The organism is Rhizobium sp. BK251 (assembly GCF_004345245.1).
Lineage (GTDB): Bacteria > Pseudomonadota > Alphaproteobacteria > Rhizobiales > Rhizobiaceae > Rhizobium.
The window spans coordinates 188505-212628 of the sequence record NZ_SLUQ01000001.1 but is presented as its reverse complement, the minus strand read 5'-3'; the positions used below and the strand labels follow the sequence as shown (position 1 = coordinate 212628).

20 protein-coding genes are annotated in these 24124 nt (G+C 61.0%); 6 read left to right on the top strand and 14 right to left on the bottom strand.

Translation table 11 applies throughout. The features are described from left to right. Nucleotides 1-34: 34 nt before the first annotated feature. Together EV286_RS01030 and EV286_RS01025 are read right to left on the bottom strand one after the other, a co-directional pair. Nucleotides 35-2566, bottom strand: a complete 2532-nt coding sequence (locus EV286_RS01030; RefSeq protein ID WP_132955142.1) for a HAMP domain-containing methyl-accepting chemotaxis protein — start codon at nucleotides 2564-2566, stop codon at nucleotides 35-37. Nucleotides 2567-3196: 630 nt separating this feature from the next. Beyond that, a complete protein-coding gene (locus EV286_RS01025; RefSeq protein WP_245500597.1) occupies nucleotides 3197-4330 on the bottom strand; it encodes an NAD(P)/FAD-dependent oxidoreductase in 1134 nt (377 codons plus the stop codon). A gap of 175 nt (nucleotides 4331-4505) precedes the next feature. On the opposite strand from EV286_RS01025, the gene EV286_RS01020 reads away from it, so the two are divergent. From EV286_RS01020 to edd, 5 genes are all read left to right on the top strand, one after another. Beyond that, nucleotides 4506-5942, top strand: a complete 1437-nt coding sequence (locus EV286_RS01020; protein WP_132955140.1) for a glutamine synthetase family protein — start codon at nucleotides 4506-4508, stop codon at nucleotides 5940-5942. Nucleotides 5943-5954: 12 nt separating this feature from the next. After that, nucleotides 5955-7250, top strand: a complete 1296-nt coding sequence (locus tag EV286_RS01015) for an FAD-binding oxidoreductase (protein WP_132955139.1) — start codon at nucleotides 5955-5957, stop codon at nucleotides 7248-7250. Nucleotides 7251-7384: 134 nt separating this feature from the next. Further along, entirely contained in the window at nucleotides 7385-8860 is a 1476-nt protein-coding gene (gene zwf, locus EV286_RS01010; protein WP_132955138.1) for a glucose-6-phosphate dehydrogenase, read from the top strand. 9 nt (nucleotides 8861-8869) lie between these two features. Then, complete coding sequence (pgl, locus tag EV286_RS01005) at nucleotides 8870-9568, top strand: 6-phosphogluconolactonase (protein ID WP_132955137.1); 699 nt, start codon at nucleotides 8870-8872, stop codon at nucleotides 9566-9568. Nucleotides 9569-9631: 63 nt separating this feature from the next. Further along, the gene (gene edd / locus EV286_RS01000; protein WP_132955136.1) at nucleotides 9632-11452 is read left to right on the top strand and encodes a phosphogluconate dehydratase; all 1821 of its coding nucleotides are present in this window, start codon (nucleotides 9632-9634) and stop codon (nucleotides 11450-11452) included. A 79-nt stretch (nucleotides 11453-11531) separates the two neighbouring features. On the opposite strand, the gene EV286_RS00995 is transcribed toward edd, so the two are convergent. The 6 genes from EV286_RS00995 to EV286_RS00970 all read right to left on the bottom strand — a co-directional run bounded on the left by EV286_RS00995 (nucleotide 11532) and on the right by EV286_RS00970 (nucleotide 18556). Continuing rightward, nucleotides 11532-11885 carry a hypothetical protein gene (locus tag EV286_RS00995; protein ID WP_165932774.1) on the bottom strand — a complete coding sequence of 118 codons (354 nt, stop codon included), beginning with the start codon at nucleotides 11883-11885 and terminating at the stop codon, nucleotides 11532-11534. Nucleotides 11886-12057: 172 nt separating this feature from the next. Beyond that, complete coding sequence (ugpC, locus tag EV286_RS00990) at nucleotides 12058-13146, bottom strand: sn-glycerol-3-phosphate ABC transporter ATP-binding protein UgpC (protein ID WP_132955134.1); 1089 nt, start codon at nucleotides 13144-13146, stop codon at nucleotides 12058-12060. 21 nt (nucleotides 13147-13167) lie between these two features. Then, on the bottom strand, nucleotides 13168-14820 hold the full coding sequence (locus EV286_RS00985) for an alpha-glucosidase family protein (RefSeq protein ID WP_132955133.1): 1653 nt from the start codon (nucleotides 14818-14820) through the stop codon (nucleotides 13168-13170). Between the two features lie 35 nt (nucleotides 14821-14855). Then, on the bottom strand, nucleotides 14856-16013 hold the full coding sequence (locus EV286_RS00980) for a carbohydrate ABC transporter permease (protein ID WP_132955132.1): 1158 nt from the start codon (nucleotides 16011-16013) through the stop codon (nucleotides 14856-14858). Between the two features lies 1 nt (nucleotide 16014). After that, nucleotides 16015-17028 carry a sugar ABC transporter permease gene (locus EV286_RS00975; protein WP_132955131.1) on the bottom strand — a complete coding sequence of 338 codons (1014 nt, stop codon included), beginning with the start codon at nucleotides 17026-17028 and terminating at the stop codon, nucleotides 16015-16017. Between the two features lie 166 nt (nucleotides 17029-17194). After that, nucleotides 17195-18556 (bottom strand): ABC transporter substrate-binding protein, encoded by a 1362-nt coding sequence (locus EV286_RS00970; protein WP_132955130.1) that lies wholly within the window; start codon nucleotides 18554-18556, stop codon nucleotides 17195-17197. A gap of 307 nt (nucleotides 18557-18863) precedes the next feature. On the opposite strand from EV286_RS00970, the gene EV286_RS00965 reads away from it, so the two are divergent. Then, nucleotides 18864-19892, top strand: coding sequence for a substrate-binding domain-containing protein (locus EV286_RS00965; protein WP_132955129.1), 1029 nt, complete (start codon nucleotides 18864-18866; stop codon nucleotides 19890-19892). Nucleotides 19893-19897: 5 nt separating this feature from the next. Here EV286_RS00965 and folD read toward each other — a convergent pair whose 3' ends face one another. The 6 genes from folD to EV286_RS00935 all read right to left on the bottom strand — a co-directional run bounded on the left by folD (nucleotide 19898) and on the right by EV286_RS00935 (nucleotide 24123). Continuing rightward, a complete protein-coding gene (folD, locus tag EV286_RS00960) occupies nucleotides 19898-20797 on the bottom strand; it encodes a bifunctional methylenetetrahydrofolate dehydrogenase/methenyltetrahydrofolate cyclohydrolase FolD (RefSeq protein ID WP_132955128.1) in 900 nt (299 codons plus the stop codon). 166 nt (nucleotides 20798-20963) lie between these two features. Further along, nucleotides 20964-21806, bottom strand: a complete 843-nt coding sequence (locus EV286_RS00955) for a WecB/TagA/CpsF family glycosyltransferase (RefSeq protein ID WP_132955127.1) — start codon at nucleotides 21804-21806, stop codon at nucleotides 20964-20966. A gap of 394 nt (nucleotides 21807-22200) precedes the next feature. After that, nucleotides 22201-22740, bottom strand: a complete 540-nt coding sequence (locus tag EV286_RS00950) for a hypothetical protein (protein ID WP_132955126.1) — start codon at nucleotides 22738-22740, stop codon at nucleotides 22201-22203. Then, nucleotides 22740-23105, bottom strand: coding sequence for a hypothetical protein (locus tag EV286_RS00945; RefSeq protein WP_132955125.1), 366 nt, complete (start codon nucleotides 23103-23105; stop codon nucleotides 22740-22742). The genes EV286_RS00950 and EV286_RS00945 overlap by 1 nt, the downstream gene beginning before the upstream one ends. 7 nt (nucleotides 23106-23112) lie before the next feature. After that, a complete protein-coding gene (locus EV286_RS00940) occupies nucleotides 23113-23679 on the bottom strand; it encodes a rod-binding protein (RefSeq protein ID WP_132955124.1) in 567 nt (188 codons plus the stop codon). 30 nt (nucleotides 23680-23709) lie between these two features. Beyond that, nucleotides 23710-24123 (bottom strand): hypothetical protein, encoded by a 414-nt coding sequence (locus EV286_RS00935; RefSeq protein WP_132955123.1) that lies wholly within the window; start codon nucleotides 24121-24123, stop codon nucleotides 23710-23712. Nucleotide 24124: the final 1 nt, after the last annotated feature.

Below are 24124 nucleotides of genomic sequence, written 5' to 3'. Positions count from 1 at the left end.
CATTTTTCATCGCGAGGATGGCGCGTTGATGCGATCAGGCTGCTCTGTGCAGCGCATAGTCGTGCGCATCGCTGTCGATCTTGAACTGGTGGATCAGGCGCAGCAATGAATCGGCCTCTTCGGCGAGTTCGCGGCTCGCGGCAGTGGTTTCCTCCACCATGGCCGCGTTCTTCTGCGTCATCTGGTCCATCTGGTTGACCGTGGAGTTCACCTCCTGAAGCGCGGTCGACTGGTCGTGGCTGGCGCGGGCAATCATTTCCACGTGCTGGCTGATCGTGACGATCTGCGAGCTGATCTTCGCCAGGACAGTTCCCGTCTCCTGTACGAACTGCGAGCCGGAGTTCACTTCCTGCGTCGACTTGTTTATCAGGCCCTTGATCTCCTGGGCGGCAGCGGCGGAGCGCTGTGCCAGTTCACGGACCTCCTGGGCGACGACGGCGAAGCCCTTGCCCGCATCGCCCGCGCGCGCCGCCTCGATACCGGCGTTGAGCGCAAGCAGGTTCGTCTGGAAAGCGATCTCGTCGATGACGCCGATGATCTGCTCGATCTGGCGCGATGCAGTCTCGATGCGGGCCATGGCGTCGATTGCATTGCCCACGACCACGGAGGAGTCGTCGGCGCTTCGCTTGGCTTCGCGAACGATGGTGTCGGCGTCCTTGGCGCGTTCGGCCGACGAGCGAACGGTGACGGTGATCTCGTCGACAGCAGCAGCCGTTTCTTCCAGCGAGGCAGCCTGTTGCTCGGTTCGCTTCGACAGGTCCTCTGCCGACTGCGCCATCTGGTTGCCGTTGCCCTGGATCAGTTCGACGTTGTCGCGGATCTGGCTGATGGTGCCGTGCAGGCGCGAGAGCGAGCTGTTGAAATCCTGGCGCAGCTGCTCGAGGCGGCCGATGAACGGCGTTTCGATTGCAGTCGAGATGTCGCCTTGCGCAAGACGCTCCAAGCCGGCGGCCAGCTGGTTGACGGCAAAGTCGATCTGTCGGTCGAGTTCCCGCTTCTCGACGTCGTTGCGCTGACGCTCGTCTTCGGCAGCGGCGCGTTCCGCCTCGCTCTGCTCCTCGATGCGAATCTTGGAGAGAGCGTTTTCCTTGAAGACGCCGAGCGCGCGGGCCATGTCGCCGATTTCGTCGATACGTTGCTCGCCGGAAATGCTGGTCTCCAGGAAGCCGTCGGCGATGCGGCGCATCGCGGCCGTGATCTGGCCGATCGGACGCTGAAGCGTGAGCACAAGCGCAATGCCGCCGACGATCGACAGCAGAATACCAAAGCCGGTCGTCAGCACCGAGATGCTGTTGGCTTCCTGGCGCTCGCTGCCGGCAGTCTGTTTCTGAAGCTCGGCGAAGTCGGTAAGCTTGCTCCAGATGCTGTCAAGCTCCTGGCGGGCGGCGGCATAGTCGCTTACGCGCTGGTTGATCGTCTCGACGATCTTGTCGCTGCTCGAGCCAATCTGATCGATCGCGGGCTTTATCGCATCCGTTATGCCTTCGGCGAAGCCCATGCCCTTGGCGCTCGTGACCATGATGGTCATGTCCTGGCCAACGGTCGTGACCGCCTGCTTCAGCCTTGCCAGGTTTTCCTTGCTGGCCTTGGCGAGGAAGTCGGAAAGAACGATCTGCAGCGAATAGACGGAGTTTTCCAGCCGGCGGGTATCTTCAAGCACCGAGTTGGCCTGCGCGACGCGTGAATCGAGCTGCGAGAAGATCTGCGTCGCCTCGCGCATCTTCTGGGTCGCCGTCAGCTGGGTGTAGGTCGAGGTCTGGCGGAAGCGGGAAAGCAGCCGGTTCAGGTCGGTGACCGTCTGGTCCGAGGGCTGCGCCGTCTCGGCGAGCGCCTTCAGGTCCTTGATGGTGGCTGCGAGGGATTCCACGACGCTCTTCTGATTGTCCGGCACCGAGATGCCGATGAGACGCTGCGACTTGATGACCTCCGGAAGCTGCTTCTTGATGAAGTTGAGCTTCTCCTCCGGCGTCGGCGCCTTCAGGAAGTCGCTTGCGACGCTGGCGAGGAAATCGCCGCCCTTCAGCAGGCGATCGGCGCTGCGAAGAATGCTGGTTGCCGCGTTCTCGTCGTTGCGGACGGATTCCTGCAACTGCTGGGCCTCGTAGGAAACGTTGAAACGGGCGCTGATCAGGACTTTCTGTGCTTCATTGATCTTGCCCTCGAGCGCCACCTCCTGCTCATGGAGCGTCCAGAGCTTGCTGACGACGTTGGAGATCGCCTTGGTTCTGGTGGCCGCTTCGGCGAGGCTCTCGCGGCCGGCGGCGTCTTCGCCGATCTGGCCGAGCGTTGCGCCGAGGACACCTTCTTGCGTCGAAAGATCGGCGAGAAGCTTGTCCCTCGCCTCCTCGTTGGTGTTGCTCAGGAAGTCGTCCATTGAGGAGTAGAGGTCTTTGAAGCCGCTCAACGATTGCAGGACGCTGTTGGAGATCTCCATGCGGCCCTGGAGCATGCCTGAGGCATAGAGCCCGGTCAGGCCGACGGCGGAAATGCTGACCACGAAGGGAAGGACGAAAATGACGACCTTCGTCTTGATCTTGAACCGGGATAGAATCTTGTCAATCAACATCGTGCCTCTGGCCCCTCGTGCACCACTCCCCCACCGGCGCAGTCATAGCGTCGGCCGAGTGCATCTTCTCAAAGCAATGGATTTTCAGACGGGAGCCTGAGTGCGTTGCAGGTGGCAATCATTGCCTGCGTTTTCCAGCATGCGCGTGGAAATGTCCCGAATTTACCGAGGCGGATTCTGGCTGGTATATCTTAATTTTCGGATAAGGCTTGCCTATGAGATGCCGGCGTAAGAGGCCGGTCGTTTGCGTCGCATGGTTGCGAGGCAAGTGACAGTGAACGGGCCCGTTCACGTCACGCGGGCCGCGAGGTGCGCGGCCGGAAAGCTGCGAAGACTGATTAGAAACTGCGAAGGACGATAAGAGCGATGCAAGCGGCTGTGGCGCCTGCTGCCAGCATCAGGCAGCGAGCCATGACGAGCTTGGCATTGTCTCTTGCTTGGGCGATTGCGATAGCACGGGCACGCGGTGTGTTTCTGTTCATAACCCTGTCTCACTTCTTTTGTAGAACAGCATGCCGCGAAAGCGGCCGCTGGTAAAGCTCTATATAGCGATTGCCTTTTCGAGCATCATTGAGACACGATGGCGCAGCGTCGTTAAGAAGTCTTGAATATTCCGATGGCGGTTTTCGTCTAAACGAATTCGCCTGCGGCAACGCCCGAGGCCCAGGCCCATTGGAAATTGTAGCCGCCGAGCCAGCCCGTCACATCGACGCATTCGCCGATGAAAAAGAGGCCGGGAATGGTCTTGGCCGCCATGGACCGCGAATCCAGGCAATCCGTGTCGACGCCGCCAAGCGTCACCTCGGCCGTGCGATAACCTTCGGAGCCCGAAGGCCTGATCCGCCAGTCCTGCACGGCGGCCGCGAGGCGCGATAGAGCCTTGTCGCCCAGGTCGGCGAGCTTTCCGTCGATCTGTTCGCTTTCGCCGAAGAACTGCGCGAGCCGCTTGGGCAGCGTTTCCGCGAGAACCGTCTGCGGCGACTGCCGGCCATTGCCCTGGCGGGCCCCCTTCAGACGCAGTAACAGGTCATGGTCCGGCTCGACGATGATCGTGATGTCGTCGCCCTCTCGCCAGTACGAGGAAATCTGCAGGATCGCCGGGCCGCTCAGGCCGCGATGCGTGAAAAGCAGTGCTTCGCGGAACGCAGTCTTGCCATGGCGGATCTCTGCCTCGACCGAGATGCCGGAAAGCGGCGCGAGGCGCTGCAGCAGGGCTGGATCGAGGGTCAGCGGCACCAGCGCGGGCCGCGTCTCCTTGATCGGCAGGCCGAACTGCTCGGCCAGGCGATAGGCAAATCCGGTCGCCCCCATCTTCGGGATCGACTTTCCGCCGGTCGCCACGACAAGGCTTTCGGTCTCGACGACGCCGTCCGAGGTTTCCACCCGAAAGCCTCCGACCGTCCTTGCAACGGAGGAGACCTCGACGCCAAGCCGCAGTTCCGCCCCCACTGCCCTCATCTCATCGAGCAGCATGCGGATGATGTCCTTGGCGCTGTTGTCGCAGAAAAGCTGACCGAGCGTCTTCTCATGCCAGGCGATGCCATGACGCTCCACAAGGGCGATGAAGTCTCTCGGCGTGTACCGGGCGAGCGCCGACTTGCAGAAATGCGGATTGCCCGAGAGGAAATTCGCCGGGCCTGCGTGGATATTGGTGAAGTTGCAACGGCCGCCGCCGGAGATGCGAATCTTCTCGCCGGGGGCTCGAGCGTGATCGAGGACAAGCACCGAGCGGCCACGCCTGCCGGCGCGAATGGCGCACATCATCCCCGCAGCGCCCGCGCCGATCACCACCACATCGCTTCTTTGCACCAAGAGCACATCCTTCCTGACGATGCGGCACTTCTTTTTTCATCAAACCACGAAAGTCAACGGCGCCTCCCCTCGCCAATTACGAAACTGTGACTATGATGCCTGCAAGATCAACGCAAACCGGTGTTTTATGTCCCCGAAAAAGACGACGCTGAAGCCTGCCAAAGCAATTTCAAAACCCGCCCCGCTTCCCAACGACCCGAGAGCCGCGCGCGGAGTTGCCAATTGGAAGGAGGCAGCACAGTGGCTGCGGCAACGCGGAATCGAGGACATAGAGTGCATCACGCCTGACCTTGCGGGTGTTCCGCGCGGCAAGATGATGCCGACGTCGAAATTCACCTCGAACACATCGCTCGCGCTTCCCTCCGCGATTTACCGCCACACCATCTCGGGCGAATATCCGGACGAGACGGAGAGCTTCCGCTATGAGCCGCGCGACAGCGACCTGAAGCTAGTGCCTGATCTCTCGACCCTTTCCGTGGTGCCGTGGGAGACGGATCCTACCGCGCAGGTGATCTGCGACATCGTCAATTCCAACGGCGAGGAAGTGTCCTACACCCCGCGAAACCTGTTGAAACGGATCATGGGCCTTTATGCCGATCGCGGGTGGAAGCCCGTCGTCGCGCCCGAGATCGAATTCTACCTTGTCGCGATGAACGACGATCCCGACTATCCGCTGCATCCGCCGAAGGGCCGCTCAGGCCGCTCCATTCTCGGCGGACAGGGATATTCGATCGCCGGCATCAACGAGTTCGACGAGTTGATCGACGACGTCTATCACTTTTCCGAGAAGCAGGGCCTGGAGATAGACACGCTCATTCACGAGGAAGGTCCAGCCCAGCTGGAAATTAACCTGCGCCACGGCAATCCGATCGAGCTTGCCGACCAGGTCTTCCTCTTCAAGCGCACGATCCGCGAGGCCGCGCTGAAGCATGATATCTATGCGACCTTCATGGCCAAGCCGATGCAGGGTCAGCCGGGCTCGGCCATGCATATCCACCAGTCGGTCGTCGATATCGAGACCGGCAAGAATGTGTTCTCCAACCCCGACGGCTCGGCATCCCGCGAGTTTTTCCATTTCATCGGCGGAATGCAGAAATACGTGCCGAGCGCGCTGGCCATGCTCGCGCCCTACGTCAATTCCTACCGGCGCCTGGCGCCCGAGATGTCGTGCCCGGTCAACAACGCCTGGGGTTACGACAATCGAACGACGGCATTTCGCGTTCCGGTTTCCGATCCCCAGGCGAGACGCGTCGAGAACCGGCTGCCGAGTTCGGATGCCAACCCGTATCTCGCCCTCGCCGCATCGCTTGCGTCCGGCCTTCTCGGCATCATGAAGGAGATCGAGCCGACGGCGCCAACCGAAGATGCTGCGAACGAGGGATCGATCGACCTGCCCCGCGGATTGCTGGAAGCCGTCGCGCTGCTTGAGGACGAGCCTGCCTTCGAGGAGGTATTCGGCAAGGAATTCATCGGCCTCTATGCCGGCGTGAAGCGCGGCGAATTCGAGACCTTCATGCAGGTCATCAGCCCGTGGGAGCGGGAATTCCTTCTGCTCAACGTGTGAAGGAGAGCTCCGATGACGAACGAGGCGTGGCAAAGCCCGATCGCCCCGGGCATCTCCTGGTACCAGGCGACGGCTGGCGAGCGTCCCGAATTTCCTGCCCTCGACGGCTCGCTCAAGACAAACGTTGCCATCGTCGGAGGCGGCTATACCGGCCTGCAGGCCGCTTATAACCTCGCCAAGGCCGGCGCTTCCGTCACTCTCATAGACGGTTGCCGTTTCGGGGACGGCGCCTCGGGGCGCAATGGCGGCCAATTGGGCACGGGCCAGCGCTGGTGGCCTGAAGAGCTCGAGGAAAAGATCGGCTACGAGCGCTCGAAGGCGCTGTTCGACATGGCCGAACGCGCCAAGCGCCACCTTTTCGATTTCGCAGAAAGCAATGCGATCGACATCGAGTACGTGCCGGGCCAGATGAATGTGGCGCACAAGCCGGGCTACAAGCGTGCCTATTACGAGAACGCCGAGATCGCGGCCCTGCGCTACGATTATCCGCATGTGCGCTTCATGGACGAAGAAGAGACGCGCGAAAGGCTGGGTTCGAAACGCTATTATTGCGGCGTGCGCGACATGGGCACCGGCCATATTCATCCGCTCAAGCTGCTCGCCGGGCTCGCCAAGGCGGCGCACGAAGCCGGTGCCGGACTTTTCGAGATGACGCGCGCGACCTCGATCCGCCGGGTGGGCGGCAAGACACTGGTCGATACGGCGAAAGGCACGATAAAGGCGGATCACGCGCTGATTGCCTGCAACGGCCATATCGGAAATCTAGAACCGATTACGGCAAGCCATGTGATGCCGATCCGTTCCTTCATCGGCGCCACCGCTCCTCTCGACGACTATCCGGCCGTGCTACCCGGCGGCGAGGCGGTTGCCGATTCGCGTTTCGTCGTTCGCTACTTCCGCAAGTCGAAGGACGGGCGGCTGCTCTTCGGCGGCCGCGAAGCCTATACGGCCGACAATCCGCTCGACATCAGCCGACATATCCGACGCCAGATCGCCGAGCTCTACCCCGCGCTCAAGAATATCGAGATCACGCACGCCTGGGGTGGCACGGTAGGGATCACCCTGCCGCGGCAGCCCTTCGTGCGCGAGGTCATGCCCGGCGTCACATCGATCGGCGGTTATTCCGGCCATGGCGTCATGTTGTCAAATTACTGTGGCAAGCTGTTCGCCGACCAGCTTCTTGGGCGATCGGAGGAACTGAGACTACTTGAATCCCTCAACATACCGCCGTTTCCCGGCGGCGCGCGCATGCGCGCACCCCTGCTTTTCCTTGCGCTCTCCTGGTTTGCGCTGCGCGACAAGTTTTAACGAGATTGCGGATTTCCACGCGCGGCAATTCGCTCTAAAACCATAGACGACCAGATTCATTGCATTGCACACTGGCTTTTTTAAATCGATTAGATTAAAAGAGCCGTCAACCATGACCGATTGAGAGACACCTCATGAGCAGCCAAATTATTCCCGTTGAACCCTTTGACTACGTCGTCTTCGGTGGCAGCGGCGACCTCGCGGAACGCAAGCTCTTGCCCGCACTCTACCATCGTCAGGTCGAAGGTCAGTTCACCGAACCGACGCGCGTAATCGGCGCTTCCCGCAGTGCCGTTTCGAACGAGGAATACCGGAAGTTCGCGCAGGAAGCCCTCAAGGAACACCTCAAGAAGGGCGAGTACGACGAGGAGCAGGTCGCAAAGTTCTGCTCGCGGCTCTACTACGTATCCGTGGACGCCAGGTCCGACCAGGGCTGGGATGAACTGAAGAAACTTCTCGAGGATGGCAAAGACCGCGTACGCGCGTTCTACCTCGCGGTTGCTCCCGGCATCTTCGGCGATATTTCCGAGAAGATCCGCGACCACAAGCTGATCACCAAGTCCACACGAATTGTCGTCGAGAAGCCGATCGGCCGCGACCTCGCCTCGGCGCTCGAGCTCAACGACACGATCGGCAAGGCCTTCAAGGAAGAGCAGATCTTCCGTATCGACCACTATCTCGGCAAGGAGACGGTGCAGAACCTGATGGCGCTGCGCTTTGCCAACGCGCTCTACGAGCCGCTGTGGAACGCCAACCATATCGACCATGTGCAGATAACCGTGGCCGAGTCCGTCGGGCTCGAGGGACGTGCCGGGTACTACGACAAGGCCGGCGCCCTGCGCGACATGGTGCAGAACCATATCATGCAGCTGCTCTGCCTCGTGGCGATGGAAGTTCCCTCCTCCATGGATTCCGAGGCGGTGCGCGACGAGAAGCTCAAGGTCCTGCGCGCGCTGAAACCGATTACCGCTTCCAATGTCGAGCACGCCACGGTGCGCGGCCAGTACCGCGCCGGCGCTTCGGCGGGCGGGCCGGTAAAGGGCTACCTTGAAGAACTCGAAGGCGGCGTCTCCGATACCGAGACTTTCGTCGCGATCAAGGCGGAGATCGGCAACTGGCGCTGGGCCGGCGTTCCCTTCTACATCCGCACGGGCAAGCGGCTCGCGGCGCGCATGTCGGAAATCGTCATCACCTTCAAGCCGATCCCGCACTCGATCTTCGATCAGGCGGCTGGCCGCATCGTTGCCAACCAGCTGATCATTCGCCTTCAGCCCGACGAAGGCGTGAAGCAGTCGCTGATGATCAAGGACCCAGGCCCGGGCGGCATGCGCCTGCGCAACGTTTCGCTCGACATGAGCTTTGCGGATTCCTTCCATGTCCGTAACCCGGATGCCTACGAGCGGCTGCTGATGGACGTCATCCGTTCGAACCAGACCCTCTTCATGCGCCGTGACGAAGTGGAGGCGGCCTGGCATTGGGTCGATCCGATCCTGAAGGGATGGGATGCGACCGGCCAGCGCGTGCAGGGCTATACCGCCGGCACCTGGGGCCCCAGCCAGGCGATCGCACTCATCGAGCGCGATGGCCGCACTTGGCACGACAACATCTAGGGTGAAGCCATGACGGCAACAATGCATGCCTTTGCGAACGGGGCCGAACTTGCCGGCAAGCTGGCCGACAGGGTGACCAGCGCACTCGCCAGCGCGATCGAAGCGCGCGGCGCGGCGAGCCTTGCGGTCTCCGGGGGATCGACGCCAAAAGCCTTCTTCCAGGTGCTTTCGGGGCGGTCGCTTGATTGGGAGAAAGTGACGATAACGCTCGTCGACGAGCGCTTCGTGCAGGCGGACAATCCGCGCTCCAACCACCTCCTCGTCAACACGAACCTGCTGCAGGGCAAAGCCAAGGCTGCGCGCTTCCTGCCGCTCTTCCACGAAGCGGGTTCGGCAGAGGCAGCAGCCAAGCTCGCAACGGCCGAAACGGCATCGATCGGAAATCCCTTCGATGTCGTCATTCTCGGCATGGGCGGCGACGGGCACACGGCCTCGTTCTTTCCAGGCGGCAACAATCTGAAGACGGCTCTCGACCCGAAGACGCCGCGCGGCATCATCACGATGGAAGCGGCAGATGCGGGCGAAGAGCGGCTGACATTTACGTTCTCCAGTCTTCAGGATGCCCGTCTTCTCGTGCTTCACATCGAAGGCGAGAGCAAGAAGGAAGTGCTCGCCAAGGCCCAGTCCGCGGGGGACGAAGCCGAAATGCCGATCCGCGCCGTTCTTCGGCACGCCACCTCCCCGATCGAAATCTACTGGGCTCCCTGACGCCGCGATCCGCCGCCGAGAGCCGAACACATAGCTAGCGAATAAGATAAGGCAGGATCCACCATGTCCGCTGACGCACGTATCTCCGCCATAACCGCACGTATCGTCGAACGTTCGAAGCCCACCCGCGAACGCTACATCGAACGCGTCAGGGCCGCCGCTTCGGAGGGGGTCCACCGCGCGGTACTTTCCTGCGGCAATCTCGCGCATGGATTTGCGGTCTGTTCCCCCGCCGACAAGGAGGCGCTCGCCGGCGAGCGCGTTCCCAACCTCGGCATCATCACCTCCTACAATGACATGCTTTCCGCGCATCAGCCGTTCGAGACCTATCCGGCGATCATCCGCGAGGCCGCAAAGGAAGCGGGCGGCGTGGCGCAGGTGGCGGGCGGCGTGCCGGCCATGTGCGACGGCGTCACCCAGGGCCAGCCGGGGATGGAGCTCTCGCTGTTTTCGCGCGACCTCATCGCCATGTCGGCCGGCGTCGGGCTCTCGCACAACATGTTCGATGCGGCAGTCTTCCTCGGCGTCTGCGACAAGATCGTCCCCGGGCTCGTCATCGCGGCCCTATCCTTCGGGCATCTGCCTTCGATCTTCGTACCTGCCGGCCCGATGACCTCCGGCCTGCCGAACGATGAGAAGTCGCGCATTCGCCAGCTCTATGCGGAAGGCAAGGTCGGCCGTGCCGAACTGCTGGAGGCTGAATCGAAGTCCTATCACGGACCAGGCACCTGCACCTTCTACGGCACGGCGAATTCCAACCAGATGCTGATGGAAATCATGGGCTTCCACATGCCGGGCGCATCATTCGTCAACCCCGGCACGCCGCTGCGCGAAGCGCTGACGCGTGAGGCGACCAAGCGGGCACTGGCCATCACCGCGCTCGGCAACGAATTCACGCCTGCCGGCGAGATGATCGACGAACGTTCGATCGTCAACGGCGTCGTCGGCCTGCATGCGACAGGTGGCTCGACCAACCACACTCTGCATCTCGTCGCCATGGCGCGCGCTGCCGGCATCATGCTTACCTGGCAGGACATTTCAGACCTGTCGGATGCGATCCCGCTGCTCGCCCGCGTCTATCCGAACGGCCTTGCGGACGTGAACCATTTCCATGCCGCCGGCGGCATGGGATTCCTGATCAAGGAACTGCTGAAGCACGGGCTTCTGCATGACGACGTCCGCACGGTCTTCGGCCAGGGCCTGGAGGCTTACACGATCGACGCCAAGCTCGGCGAAAACGGTGCCGTGGTCCGCGAGCCTTCGCCGGAAAAGAGCCATGATCCAAAGGTGCTCGCCAGCATCGAGACGCCCTTCCAGTCCAATGGCGGCTTGAAGATGCTGAAAGGCAATCTCGGCAGGGCCGTCATCAAGATCTCCGCGGTCAAGCCGGAGCGCCATGTCATCGAGGCGCCGGCGATCGTCTTCCATCATCAGCAGGAGCTGCAGGATGCGTTCAAGGCCGGCAAGCTCAACCGCGATTTCGTCGCGGTCGTCCGCTTCCAGGGACCTAAGGCGAACGGCATGCCGGAGCTGCACAAGCTGACGCCGCCGCTCGGCGTGCTCCAGGATCGTGGCTTCCGCGTCGCCTTGCTCACGGATGGACGCATGTCCGGCGCCTCCGGCAAGGTACCGGCCGCCATCCACGTGACGCCAGAGGCCGTCGAAGGCGGGCCGATCGCGCGCATTCGCGACGGCGACATCATTCGCCTCGATGCCGTCGCGGGCACGCTCGAACTGCTGGTGGATGCGGCCGAGCTCGCCGAGCGCGAGGCAGCCGAGACAAACCTATCCGACAACGAGTTCGGCATGGGCCGCGAGCTCTTCGCGCCGTTCCGCAGGGCCGCGGGTCCGGCCGATCACGGGGCAAGCGTTCTCTTCCACTAGGATGCTTCAACACGACAAGAAAAAGCCCCGCCGGCGGATGCCGCGCGGGGCTTTTTCTTTGATGATTGCCAGACCGGCGTCAGCCGCGGGCGTCGAGAACGCGGTCGCGATGGGCAGGATGGGTGCTGTAGACGAAGATCCGGTCCAGCTCCTTCTGCGTCAGCAGGCGAAGGAAGCGCACCTCGATGGTATTGTTGGCGTTCATTCGCATCAGCATGCAGCCGACCTTCATGATTCGGGCATCGGGTATATCAAGGTAGAATTGCCGCGGCACATTGAACTTCGTCATGATGGCAAGCGTGGCGCTGCTCAGCGAGATGCGGATTATGTCGCAACGGCGCGACGCCATGTGCATCACGCCCTTCTCGGTATACTCGATACGGGCGGCATTCATCGTATCCTCCATCCTGAACCGTCCTTCGCGGTCGTACATGAAGGACTCTTCCTTGTTCAGGAAATGGTTCGGTTGGCCGGAGGAGGAAATACCCATTACAATTTTCCCTGAAAATTCCTGTGCCGGAAACTAACAGGGCAACTCTTAACAGAAGGTATGAATCCGCGGCCCGAACTGGCCATTTAACGGATTGTTAACCACGTTTTATAAGTTACTTCCGATAGCTATGCCCTGTGCCGTCAAAGAGATGCAGCTTCTGCCTGGCGGCCGTGAAATGCATCTTGTGCCCCCTGTGGACATCGACGATGCCGGGTAGCTTGACGATGATCGGTTCGTCCTGGACGAGGCCCTCGATATAGAGAAGCGTCACTTCTCCAAGCGCCTCGACTATGGCGACCTCGCCTTCGAAGAGGTAGTCGTCGCTGTTAGAGACGATGAGATCCTCGGGACGGACGCCGAAGCTCGCGGTCTTGCCCTTTTCGGACGCAGGCGTCGGTATGTCCAGCGTTACAGACTTGCCGCCGGTAAGCTTCACGGTCGTCGTATCACCGGTCGCAGTGATCTCGGCCGGAATGATGTTCATTGCCGGGGAGCCGATGAACTTCGCGACGAAGAGATTGGCCGGCCGCTCATAGAGATCGAGGGGCGCACCCACCTGCTCGATGCGCCCTGCCGAAAGCACGACGATGCGGTCGGCGAGCGTCATCGCTTCGACCTGGTCGTGGGTCACGTAGATCATGGTGGTATCGGGCATCGAGTCGTTGAGCTTGGCGATCTCGATGCGGGTGGCGACACGCAGGGCTGCGTCCAGGTTCGACAGCGGCTCGTCGAACAGGAATACCTTGGGGTTGCGGCAGATGGCGCGGCCGATCGCAACACGCTGGCGCTGACCGCCGGAAAGCGCCTTGGGAAGGCGATCCAGATACTGGGTCAGCTGAAGGATATCGGCAGCGGAACGCACGCGTCTGTCGATTTCATCCTTGCTTTCCTTCGCGATACGCATGCCGAAGGCCATGTTGTCGTAGACCGTCATGTGCGGATAAAGCGCATAGGACTGGAACACCATGGCGATGCCGCGCCGGGACGGAGGAACCTCGTTGACCCGCTTTCCGTCGATGATCATGTCTCCGGCCGTGATGCTTTCGAGGCCGGCGATCATGCGAAGGAGCGTGGACTTGCCGCAGCCCGATGGGCCGACGAAAACGATGAACTCCCCCTGACCGATCTCGAGGTCGATGCCGTGCAGCACCTTTACCGAACCATAGGTCTTGCGAATATCCTTCAGTACAAGTGCCGTCATCTGCCTCTCCCCTCTTGATCCTTAAGCCAGGCGGGCGAAATACGCCCCCCACGCCGGAATATCGATCTTGTCGCCATAGCTGTTGCTGACGAAACCGTGGCCGGACAGCGCCTGCCATTCCCCGGCCGGCAGAACAATCGCGCTCTCGGCTGGGCTCATGTTGAAGACGCACAGGATCGTCTCGTTTCCATGCTCGCGCAGGAACATCAGCACATCATCCTGCGGTTCGAGAAACTCGATGCTGCCCTTGGCGAATGCCGGATACTGCTTGCGGAAGGCGATGAAGCGTCGGTACTGCTCGAGAACGGAGTTCTCGTCGCCCTGCTGCACGCTGACCGCCCGCAGAATATGCTCGACCGGCACCGGCAGCCACGGCTTGACCGTCGAGAAGGCGCCCTGTGCAACCTGAGAATCCCACACCATCGGCGTGCGGCAACCGTCACGGCCCTTGAACTCCGGCCAAAACTGGATGCCGTATGGGTCCTGGAGATCCTGATAGGCGAGATCGGCTTCCGTGAGGCCCAGCTCCTCGCCCTGGTAGAGGCAGACCGAACCGCGCAGCGTCATCAGGATCGCCGCATACTGCTTGGCGAAGGCATCATGATCGGCGACGAGGCCGCCCCAGCGGCTAACATGACGCATGACGTCATGATTGGAGAAGGCCCAGCAGGCCCAGCCATCGGGCGCTGCGGCGGCAAAATCCTCCATCACATCCTCGATGCGATGGGGAGAAAGCGGATCCGGCGAGAGGAACTCGAAGGCATAGCACATATGCATCTTGTCGTTGCCGGAGGTGTATTCGCCGACGATCTCCAGGCCACGCTGGCTGTCGCCCACTTCGCCGACAGCGGCGATCGCCGGAAATTCCTCGAGAACGGCGCGGAAACGCTTCAGGAACTCGAGGTTCTCCGGGCGGTTCTTGTCGTAGATGTGCTCCTGGAAGTTATAGGGATTGACCGCAGGCGCGGTCGAGGCATTGCGCCGTTCCGGGGCGAGCGCCGGGTTGTCGCGCAGAAGCTTGTCGTGGAAGTAGAAATTGATCGTATCGAGCCGGAAGCCGTCGACGCCGCGTTGCAACCAGAAACGGACGATATCCAGAAGCCTGTCCTGGACTTCGCGATTGTGCAGGTTCAGGTCCGGCTGCGAGGTCAGGAAGTTGTGCATGTAGTACTGCATGCGCGTCGGATCCCAGGCCCAGGCGGATCCGCCGAAGATCGACAGCCAGTTGTTCGGCGGCGTGCCATCCGGTTTCGCATCGGCCCAGACGTACCAGTCGGCCTTCGGGTTGGTCTTGCCGGCGCGGCTTTCGACGAACCAGGGATGCTGGTCCGAGCTGTGTGAGATGACGAGGTCGATCATGACGCGGATACCGAGGCGATGCGCCTCCGCGATCAGGCTGTCGAAATCCACCAGCGTTCCGAAGATCGGATCGACGTTCTCGTAATCGGAGACGTCATAGCCGAAATCCCGCATCGGCGAGGTAAAGAAGGGCGATATCCAGATCGCGTCGGCACCGAGGGCGGCGACATGCGGCAGGCGGGCGGTGATGCCCTTGAGGTCGCCGATGCCGTCGCCGTTCGAATCCTGGTAGGAGCGCGGATAAATCTGATAGATCACCGCGCCGCGCCACCAGTCCTTGTCCGCCGTCAATGTGGTTTGGGATGCAGTCGTCATTCTGAGTTCCTGTTTGATGCAAAGGGCAATTCTGGTCAGCCTCCCTTCACCGACCCAGCCAGCAGGCCGCGCACGAGGTAGCGCTGCAACCCGAAGAAGACGAGCAGTGGCACGATGATCGTGACGAAGGCCGAAGCCGTGAGGATTTCCCAGTTGCCGCCGCGCGAGCCGAGAAGCGCATTGAGCGCGCCGGTGAGCACGAGCTTGTCCTTGGTGGTGCCGAGGAAGACCATGGCGACGAGCAGGTCGTTCCACACCCAGAGGAACTGGAAGATCGCAAACGAGGCGAGTGCGGGAAAGGAAAGCGGGAGGATGATTCGGACGAAAATCTCGAAGTCGTTGGCGCCATCGACGCGAGCGGATTCGATGATTTCCTTCGGAAGGCCGGAGATGTAGTTGCGCAGCAGGTAGATCGCCAGCGGCATGCCGAACGCGGTATGCGCAAGCCAGATGCCGGCATAGGTTTTCGAGGGCACGCCGAAGAGGTTGCCGATCTCGTTATACATGCGCAACAGCGGTATGAGCGACATCTGCAGCGGCACGACGATGAGGCCGACGACAAGTGCGATCAGCAATGCCCGCCCGGGAAACTCCATCCATGCTAGCGCATAGGCGGCAAAGGCAGCAATCAGGATCGGAATGATCGTCGCCGGGACGGCTACGGTCAGCGAATTGATGAAGGACTGCCCGATGCCCTCCGAATTCAGCACGTTGTGATAGTTGTCGAGCGTGAATTCGGGTGGGGTCGCGACGGTGAGGTAGACGCGCCGGCCGCGTGAATCGTCGAAGGGCGCGTTCTTCGTGTAGACATAGGTCCCGTCGCTGTTAATGAGCAGCGTCTCGCCCTCCCCGAGATCGGCGGTCGTGCCGGCTTCGAAGGCCGACGGATCCTGCACACGGATGCCGAAGGACCGGACCACATGACTGCCGGACTCCAGCAGCGAACCGGAGATCACGTAGTTCGTACCATCCTGCTTCTGCTGATCCGCGGTGCCTAGGCGCAGGGCCTGGGTCTGGTTCGAGCCCGCAAAGGACGTCCACCAGCCGGAGACGACGATCTGGTCCTTGTCGCGCAAGGCGCTGACGAAGATGCCGAGCGTCGGCACGAGCCAGATCACTACAAGCACAAGGACCGCGGCGTGAAGGAAGAGGCGTGCGGGGCCAATTCGCGAAAGACGTTCGGACAGCGCCATTTCAATGACCTCCCAGTTCGCGATTTGCGCGGCGGATGTTCCAGACCATGATCGGTGTCACGGCCAGCATGATGATGATAGCGATGACCGCGCTGCGGCCGGAATCGCCGCCTCCGCGGAACATCCAGTCAAACATCAGGTTTGCGAGGACCATGGTACTCCACTGCCCGTTGGTCATTGTCAGGACGATGTCGAAGACCTTGAGAACGAGGATGGTGATGGTGGTCCAGACGACCGCGATCGTGCCCCAGACCTGCGGCACCATGATCTTCCAGAAGATCTGCCAGCCATTGGCGCCGTCGATGACGGCGGCCTCGATCGTCTCTTCGGGGATGCCGCGCAACGCCGCCGACAGGATGACCATCGCAAAGCCCGTCTGGATCCAGATGAGGATCACCATCAGGAAGAAGTTGTTCCAGAAGGGAACCGATATCCAGACCGCCGGCGATCCACCGAAAAGCTGGACGATGGCGTTCAGCAGGCCAATTTGCGTCTCGCCCTGGCCGCGATACTCATAGATGAACTTCCAGATCACCGACGCGCCGACGAAGGAGATCGCCATCGGCATGAAGACGATGCTCTTGGCGATGTTGCCCCACCAGATGCGGTCGGTCAGAACCGCAATTACGAGACCGAAGAACGTGCAGGCTGCAGGGACAACCGCAAGCCAGAGAATGTTGTTGAAGATCGACTGGCGAAACTCACGGTCGCCGATGGCCCACTGGTAATTTGCCAGGCCGACGAACTGCTCGCCGCTGCGATCGTAGAACGAAAGAATGAGGGTCGCGATGACGGGATAGACGAGATACACAACCAGAAGGAAGATGGCCGGGCCGAGGAAGAGCCATGGCCGGATAATGGCCCGTCGCCGCAGATTGCGGGAAGCGGCTTCGACGTCCTCCTCGCCTGCGGGAAGGACCCAATCGAGAATCTTGTTGGAAAGCACGAAATAGGCGGCGCACACAAACACGCCCGCGACCATGACGACCAGCGCCGACAACACCTGCGACAGCATTCTCCCCTCCCTGTTTCCCCTGATATTGTTTTCGAGGCATCGCCGGGATGGTCAAGCCACCCCCAGGCAAGGCCTTGCATCAACGCCGACCGGGATCATCCGGTCCCGGCCGTTATCTGTCTTGGCCGCCGGCGAAAGCCGGCGACCTCAAGGAGCGAAAGGCGAGTTACTTGATGCCGTCCCAGGCCTTCTGGATGTCGTCAGCAGACTGCTGAGCGGACTTTCCACCCACGAAATCGACCATCGACGACCAGAAGGCGCCGGCGCCGATCTTGCCTGGCATCAGGTCCGAACCGTCGAAGCGGAAGGTGGTAGCCGAAGTCAGGATTTCACCTTCCTTCTTCAGCGTCGGGTTGGCATAGGCCTCGATGTTGACACCCTTGTAAGGTGTGAGGAAGCCGGACTGTGCCATCCACACTTCCTGGGCGATCGGCGTCTGCAGGAACTCGATGAAGGCACGGGCAGCCTTCGAGTCCTTCGTGATCGTTGCAAGAGTACCTGCACCGAGGACGGGCTTGCCGAGTTCAGGATGCGAGGCGAAAGTCGGCATGTAGAAGAAGTCCGCATCCTCGCCAAGCTTCGTGCCCTCCGGGAAGAAGGAGGGGATGAAGGATGCCTGGTGATGCATGTAGCACTTCGGCGGAACGGAGAAGAGGCCCTTCGGGCTGTCGCGGAAGTCGGTGGAGGCAACCGCAGCCACGCCGCCGCTGACATACTTCTCGTTCTTGGCGAACTTGCCGAATTCCTCGATGACGCTGACGACCGCCGGATCGTTGAACTTCATGTCGTTGGAAACCCACTTGTCGTAGGCCTCCGGCGGCTGCATGCGCAGCATCAGGTCTTCGATCCAGTCGGTTGCGGGCCAGCCAGTCGCGCCGCCGGAGCCGAGGCCGATGCACCATGGCGTGCCGCCGTCGGCAACGATCTTGTCGCTCAGGGCCAGCAGCTCTTCCATCGTCTTGGGCACTTCATAGCCGGCTTCCTCGAAGTTCTCCGGGACGTACCAGACGAGCGACTTCAGGTCGGCCTTGTAGGGGAAGGCGTAGAAGGCATCCTTGCCGTCCTTGCCCTTGTAGGTGCCATAGGCCACCCAGGAGTCGCCGGCGCCGTAGTTGTCCTTGACCCACGTCGCCAGGTCGTCGCCGAGCGGCGTCAGGTAGCCCTGGCTCGCCAGATTGGCGAGCAGGCCCGGCTGCGGCAGGATCGCGATGTTCGGCGGCGAGCCGGCCTGCGTGTCGATGACGATCTGCTGCTCGTAGTTTTCCGAGGAGGAATACTTCAGATCGACCCCGGTAGCTTCAGTGAAATAGCTGAAGACGCTCGTAAACAGCGCTTCGTCTTCGCCGCGCCAGGGGCCGAAGATCGTCAGCGTCTCGCCCTTCAGGTCTGCGTGGCCGGCCTTGAAGTCCTCGTAGCTCTTCCAATTGAATTTGGCGTCTTCGCCCGGCGCGAACTTCAGGTCCGCGGCCGAGGCGACGTTGCAGAACAACGCGACCGCCGCAGCACCCGCCAAAAGTGTCTTCATCATTTGACAACCTCCCATGACAATCCCCACAGCTTCCCACCAACGGGAAATGACCAAATCTATCCCAGTCCAAAGCGCTTTGACTAGTCGTCACACCCAACTTGCATAAATTAAGTGAAATGTTCGCGCAATGCCTGTGCATAGAAGCCATAAATTGCGCAGTGCAGCATATTTTAGGATGTGAAACGGCGCGTTTTCGATTGAGTCCGCCACTTTTCATGTTGCATAATTAAAAGCGCTTTGGATGCCTTCAGGACGCATCCGGTAGCAGGCACCATTTCGGATGGTGCAGCAGGAGGAATAGCATCTCGTGAATCTGAAGCAATTATCAAAATTGCTGGGTCTTTCGCAGACGACCGTAAGCCGGGCCTTGAACGGATATCCGGAGGTCAACAAGGAGACCCGCGAGCGCGTGCTCAAGGCGGTCCGCGAAACCGGCTACCGACCGAACAAGGCAGCGCAACGGCTGGCGACGGGCAAGGCCGGGTCGATCGGACTCGTGATGCCGACCGCGCCCGGCCATCATTCCGACGTGCATTTCGGCGAATTTCTGAGCGGGCTGGGCGAAGAAGCAGTAAGGCACGACTTCCATTTCGTCATCACGCCGTCTGATCCCGATGACGAAGTCGGCGCATTGAGGCGGCTCGCCATGAGCGGCAATGTCGACGCCCTCTTCCTTGCCTATATGCGCGGCCATGACCCTCGCCTCGACATGCTCAAGACGCTTTCGGTCCCCTTCATCGTGCATGGGCGTTCCTTCGGGCGTGAGCCGGACTACCCTTTCCTCGACATCGACAACGAGGCCGCCTTCTACGACGCCACCAAGCTGCTGCTGCAGCTCGGGCACAGACGTTTCGCGCTGATGAACGGGCCTTCGCATCTGGATTTTGCCATTCGCCGGAAGAATGGCGTCGCCGCTGCCCTTGCCGAGCGCGATCTCTTGCTGGACGACGATTGCACGACTCATACGCCAATGACGGACGAGCACGGTCTTCTCGCGATGGAACAGTTTCTCCAGTTGGAAGACCGACCGACCGCGATCCTGTGTTCCAGCACCGTGCTCGCGCTCGGCGCCGTCAGGGCAATCAACCAGGCCGGGCTCAAGCTCGGGGAAGACATTTCGCTTATCGCCCATGACGACGTGCTGCCGTTGCTGAAGCCTGAAAACTTCTCCGTTCCGCTGACCACCACCCGCTCGTCGCTGCGTGCTGCCGGGGTGAGGATTGCCCAGCGCCTGATAGGCAGCCTCAAGCAGATCAACATCTATCCCCAGCAGGAGCTCTGGCGGGCCGAACTGATCGTCCGGGCCTCAACGGGCCCGGCACCCATGGGGCGATAGGACTTTCAGAATTTTGGCGCAGGCTTTCCGGCCGCTCGGTGGGCGGCGATGACGGTATTCGCCATCAGCATCGCAATGGTCATGGGCCCCACCCCGCCCGGCACCGGCGTGATGACGCTTGCGACCTTCGCACATTCCTCGAAGGCGACGTCGCCGACGAGGCGGCTCTTGCCTTCGCCCTTCTCCGGCGCCGGAACGCGGTTGATGCCGACGTCGATGACGGTGGCACCCGGCTTGACCCAATCCGCCCTGACCATTTCCGGACGCCCGACGGCAGCGACCAGGATATCGGCATTCCGACAAACGGCCCGCAGATCCTTTGTGCGCGAATGGGCGATCGTCACCGTGGCGTTCGCATTGAGGAGAAGCTGCGCCATCGGCTTGCCGAAGAGGTTGGAGCGGCCGATCACCACGGCGTTGAGGCCGGACAGATCCGCGCCATGCGTGCGCTTGACGAATATCATGGCGCCGGCGGGTGTGCAGGAGATGAGCCCCGTATCGAGATCGCCGATGGCAAGCTTGCCGGCATTGACGACATGGAGGCCATCGACGTCCTTTTCCGGCAGGATCGACTGGATGATCGGCTCCGATTTCAGATGCTTAGGCAAGGGCAGCTGGACGAGGATGCCGTGGATCGACGGATCGGCGTTGAGCGACTGCACCAAGGCAGCGAGCTCCTCCTGCGTCGTCTCTGCGGGCAGCGTGTGCTGCACGGACTTGAAGCCGCTTTCCTTCGCCATGCGGCTCTTTGCACCGACATAGGCATGGCTTGCCGGATCGTCGCCGACGATGATAACCGCAAGACCCGTCTTGATATGGCTTTCCGCCTCCAGCGCCGCTGTGGCGGATTTTACCGCCTCGATTACCGAAGCCGCTACCTGCTTGCCGTCGATCACTGTCGTCACGCGTTCCTCCTGCGCTTCAGGTCGGCCGCGAATCTATAGGCGTGCCGCCAGACAAGTTTGCCTGCCAACGCCCTATCATGTCTAAAAGCGGTAATTGCAAGGACAAAGCCAAAGGCGCCTGCGTGAAATCGACGGGCCGCGCGAGGAGCCGCGGCGCAAGCGATACTCAGCCCGCTGCGCGGTCCCGCTCGATGCGGCGCGGAGGCGCAACCGGTGCCGGCCTCGGCGGTTGCGGGACCCGGCTGCGGCGCGCGAAGCGATGGCGGGCCACCTGATAAAGGAACCGCGGTATGCCGAGGAGATAACGCCGCCAGAGACGCCGCGGCTCCTGAAGCAGGCGATAGCTCCATTCGAGGCGCAATGTGCGGACTACCTTCGGCGCGCGCGGCACGGCGCCCGAGGCAAAATCGAAGAACGCACCAACCGTCAGCACGAGTCGCGCATGCTCGGGTCGAATGTTGTTGTAGACCCATTTCTCCTGCAGGGGGGTTCCCATGCCGACGATGAGGATGTCCAGCCTTTGCCGCGCCACCTCATCGGTGACTGCACTGCTGTCATCCTTGTCGAAGAAACCGTCGGAGATGCCAATGAATTCGTGCCAGGGCGTATGCGCGCGCAACCGCTGGCCCGCGCTTTCGAGCACCTCCGGGCGCCCGCCGATCAGGCCGATGCGCCTGGGGCTCTCCATGAAGGTCAGCAGCGCCGGAACGAAATCGGTGCCGTTCAGGTTGGCCGGAAAGGAGGACCCATGGGCAACATGCGAAGCAAGATCCAGGCCGATGCCATCCGGCAGAACGAGCGTGCGTGACAGCACATCGCGATATTCCTCGTCCCGTACGGCCAGGAGCAGATTGTGCGCATTGACGAAGGAAATGATCGTCTGGCCGACGGGCAGGGAGGCGAGTTCGCTGGTGAAAGTCAGCGCTTCATCCCAGCCGAGGTCACAGACCGGGATGTCGAATATCGTTCGACGCGAGGCAAGCACCGCGAAATTTGCGATCAGATTCATCCCTACCCCCTGCCGAAGACGCAACGCGCGGCGACCTCGGAAAATGACCAGCACTCCTTCCGCCGTTTTCGGCGCCGGAGACGACCATTCCGCTCTTTCGGCTAGTTCTTGGGCAATCAGGCATGATCTGCAGCAAAAACCATTCACGATACATCGTATTTTATGAAAATACTTGCCGTGATGAAAATACCGGAATATTACATCCATCTATATCAGCCACGGACGAAATATTTCTTATGGAAATACTTTGTATTCGAGGGGAAGAGTTAGAACTGCATTAACCATGCAGATGCGTCTCCTTCCCGCGGTGAAACGCTTCGCAACAAACACGAAAAAGGGCCGCTCCTTTCGGAAGCGGCCCTCGAGACTGTTTGCGCAATGCGCAGCTTTCGGATCAGTGTCCTGCGGCAGCAGCGGGAGCCGCCTGCGACGGCTCGCCCACGATCGTCACCGGTTTGCCGGTCCGCATCGGTTTTGCCGAGCCGTCCGGGCGGATATCGTCCCGGGCGAGGTAATCCAGCTTCTCGACGAGGACGTCGGAGATGTAGTCGCCGCCCATGCGCTGGTTCATGTTCGTCTTGATCTGGTCGCGAAAGGCCTTCACGTCGAACGATGCAAGATGGGCAAAGTCGATCATCTTGTTGCCGACCAGAAGCGTGAAGAGTTCGTCGGTCGTCAACTCCGTCAGGGGCAGTTCGACGTCCTTGACCATTTCCTTGTTCATCATGAAGGAAATGCGGCCGAGGAAGTAGCCGCTGATCGCGCCGTTGGAGATGATGGGAACCGTGATCGATTCACCACGCACAAGCTCGAGCGCGTCCTTCTTCGCGGCATCCGGATCGGCGACGGGTGCCGTCGCCATTTCCACGGAAAAATAGACCGACGCCAATGTGATGGCGCAGACCCAGATGCCGGTCAGGACGAGCTTGATCATCAGTATCCACGCGCCGTGAACTGTTCCTGCGAATAGGTGCCGTCAGCATCGGCCTCCTGGGCAGCGCTCTTGAGCAGGTCGGCAACGGCCCGCACCGCTTCAAGGTGCGCTTCGACGCGGCGGGCGTTCAGAGCGAGCTTCTTCTTCAGCCCATGCAGCTGATCGATGTGGGTCTCCGCGAGCTCCTGGGGATCCGTGTCCTTGAAGAGCATCGACAGTTCATAGAGGCAACGGCTCTTGTGCGCGTTCGAGACCTTGAGGTCGAACTGCGGGTCCCGGCCGATCCGATCATTCTCGTTGTCGATGATCATCTCCAGGCGTCCGAGAACCGACTTGATCCTGTAGTCGTTCGAAATGATTTCCATGTCCCCCTCACGCGTCCTTTGTGGTTTTTGTTTCCGCAGTCGGTGTACCGAAAGTCTTGCGCTGGAACTCATCAATCATGCTGAGCGCGACCTTGCGATCGTTCTCGTCCGTGGATGCCTTCACCACGCCCGCACCACGCTCTCGCGCCAGCTGCTCGGAATACATCTGCTCGGCAATTCCGACGCCGCCACTCTTCGACAGGACATTCCCCAGCTGTTCTGCCATCATGCCCTTCCATATTTCGCCGGTCGCGCCCTTGCCGTAGACGTTCTCGCTTTCGGAGGGCAGCATCGACTTGACGAAGTTCTGGAGCACCATTGCCTCGAACTTGCGATAAGCCTCCGGCACCTCCTCGGATTTTGTACGATTCCGGATGTCGCCGAGGGGGCTCTTGGATTCGATGCGGTCCAGTACATCGACGGCATTTGCAAACCCGTTGCCATTTTCGGCAAGGCTGCTGGCGGCGAATGCCGCCTGGTTTGCCTTCAACTTCTCCTGAGCCGCCTGCACTTCGGCCGGATCGGCCGCCCTGACAACATCAAGGACCAAATCACTGGGGGGTGATATAGCCACGTCACTTCCTTTCATTGAATTTCGTGACGATTATGGTTTTTGAAGCTTGCTGGAGGCTGGCGTTGCGATCTGCTGGTCGATGATATCGTAGACGGCCTCGTCGTCCGCCTCACGCTGCTCCAGGCTGCGCGCCTCGCGCATGTTCTCTTCCAGCCTGTCGCCCTTGGTGCGCTCCCGCATCACCTTCATTTCATGCAGCTTCTGCATGCCGGATAGCTGCTGATCCTTGATCATCAGCCGCCCGAAGCGCTCCGCATAGTTCTGCGAGAACACCTGATGCACCGGATCGACCGAGCCGATGGCATCGATGACACGATCCATCGAGCGATTGACCTCTTCGCGCACCCGGCTCGTTTCGGCGAGTTCGTTCTCCGCCATGCGCTCCACATGGCGCTGCAACTCGACGAGGCGTTTGAGCTTTTCGGAACGGTTCTTCTCTGCCAAT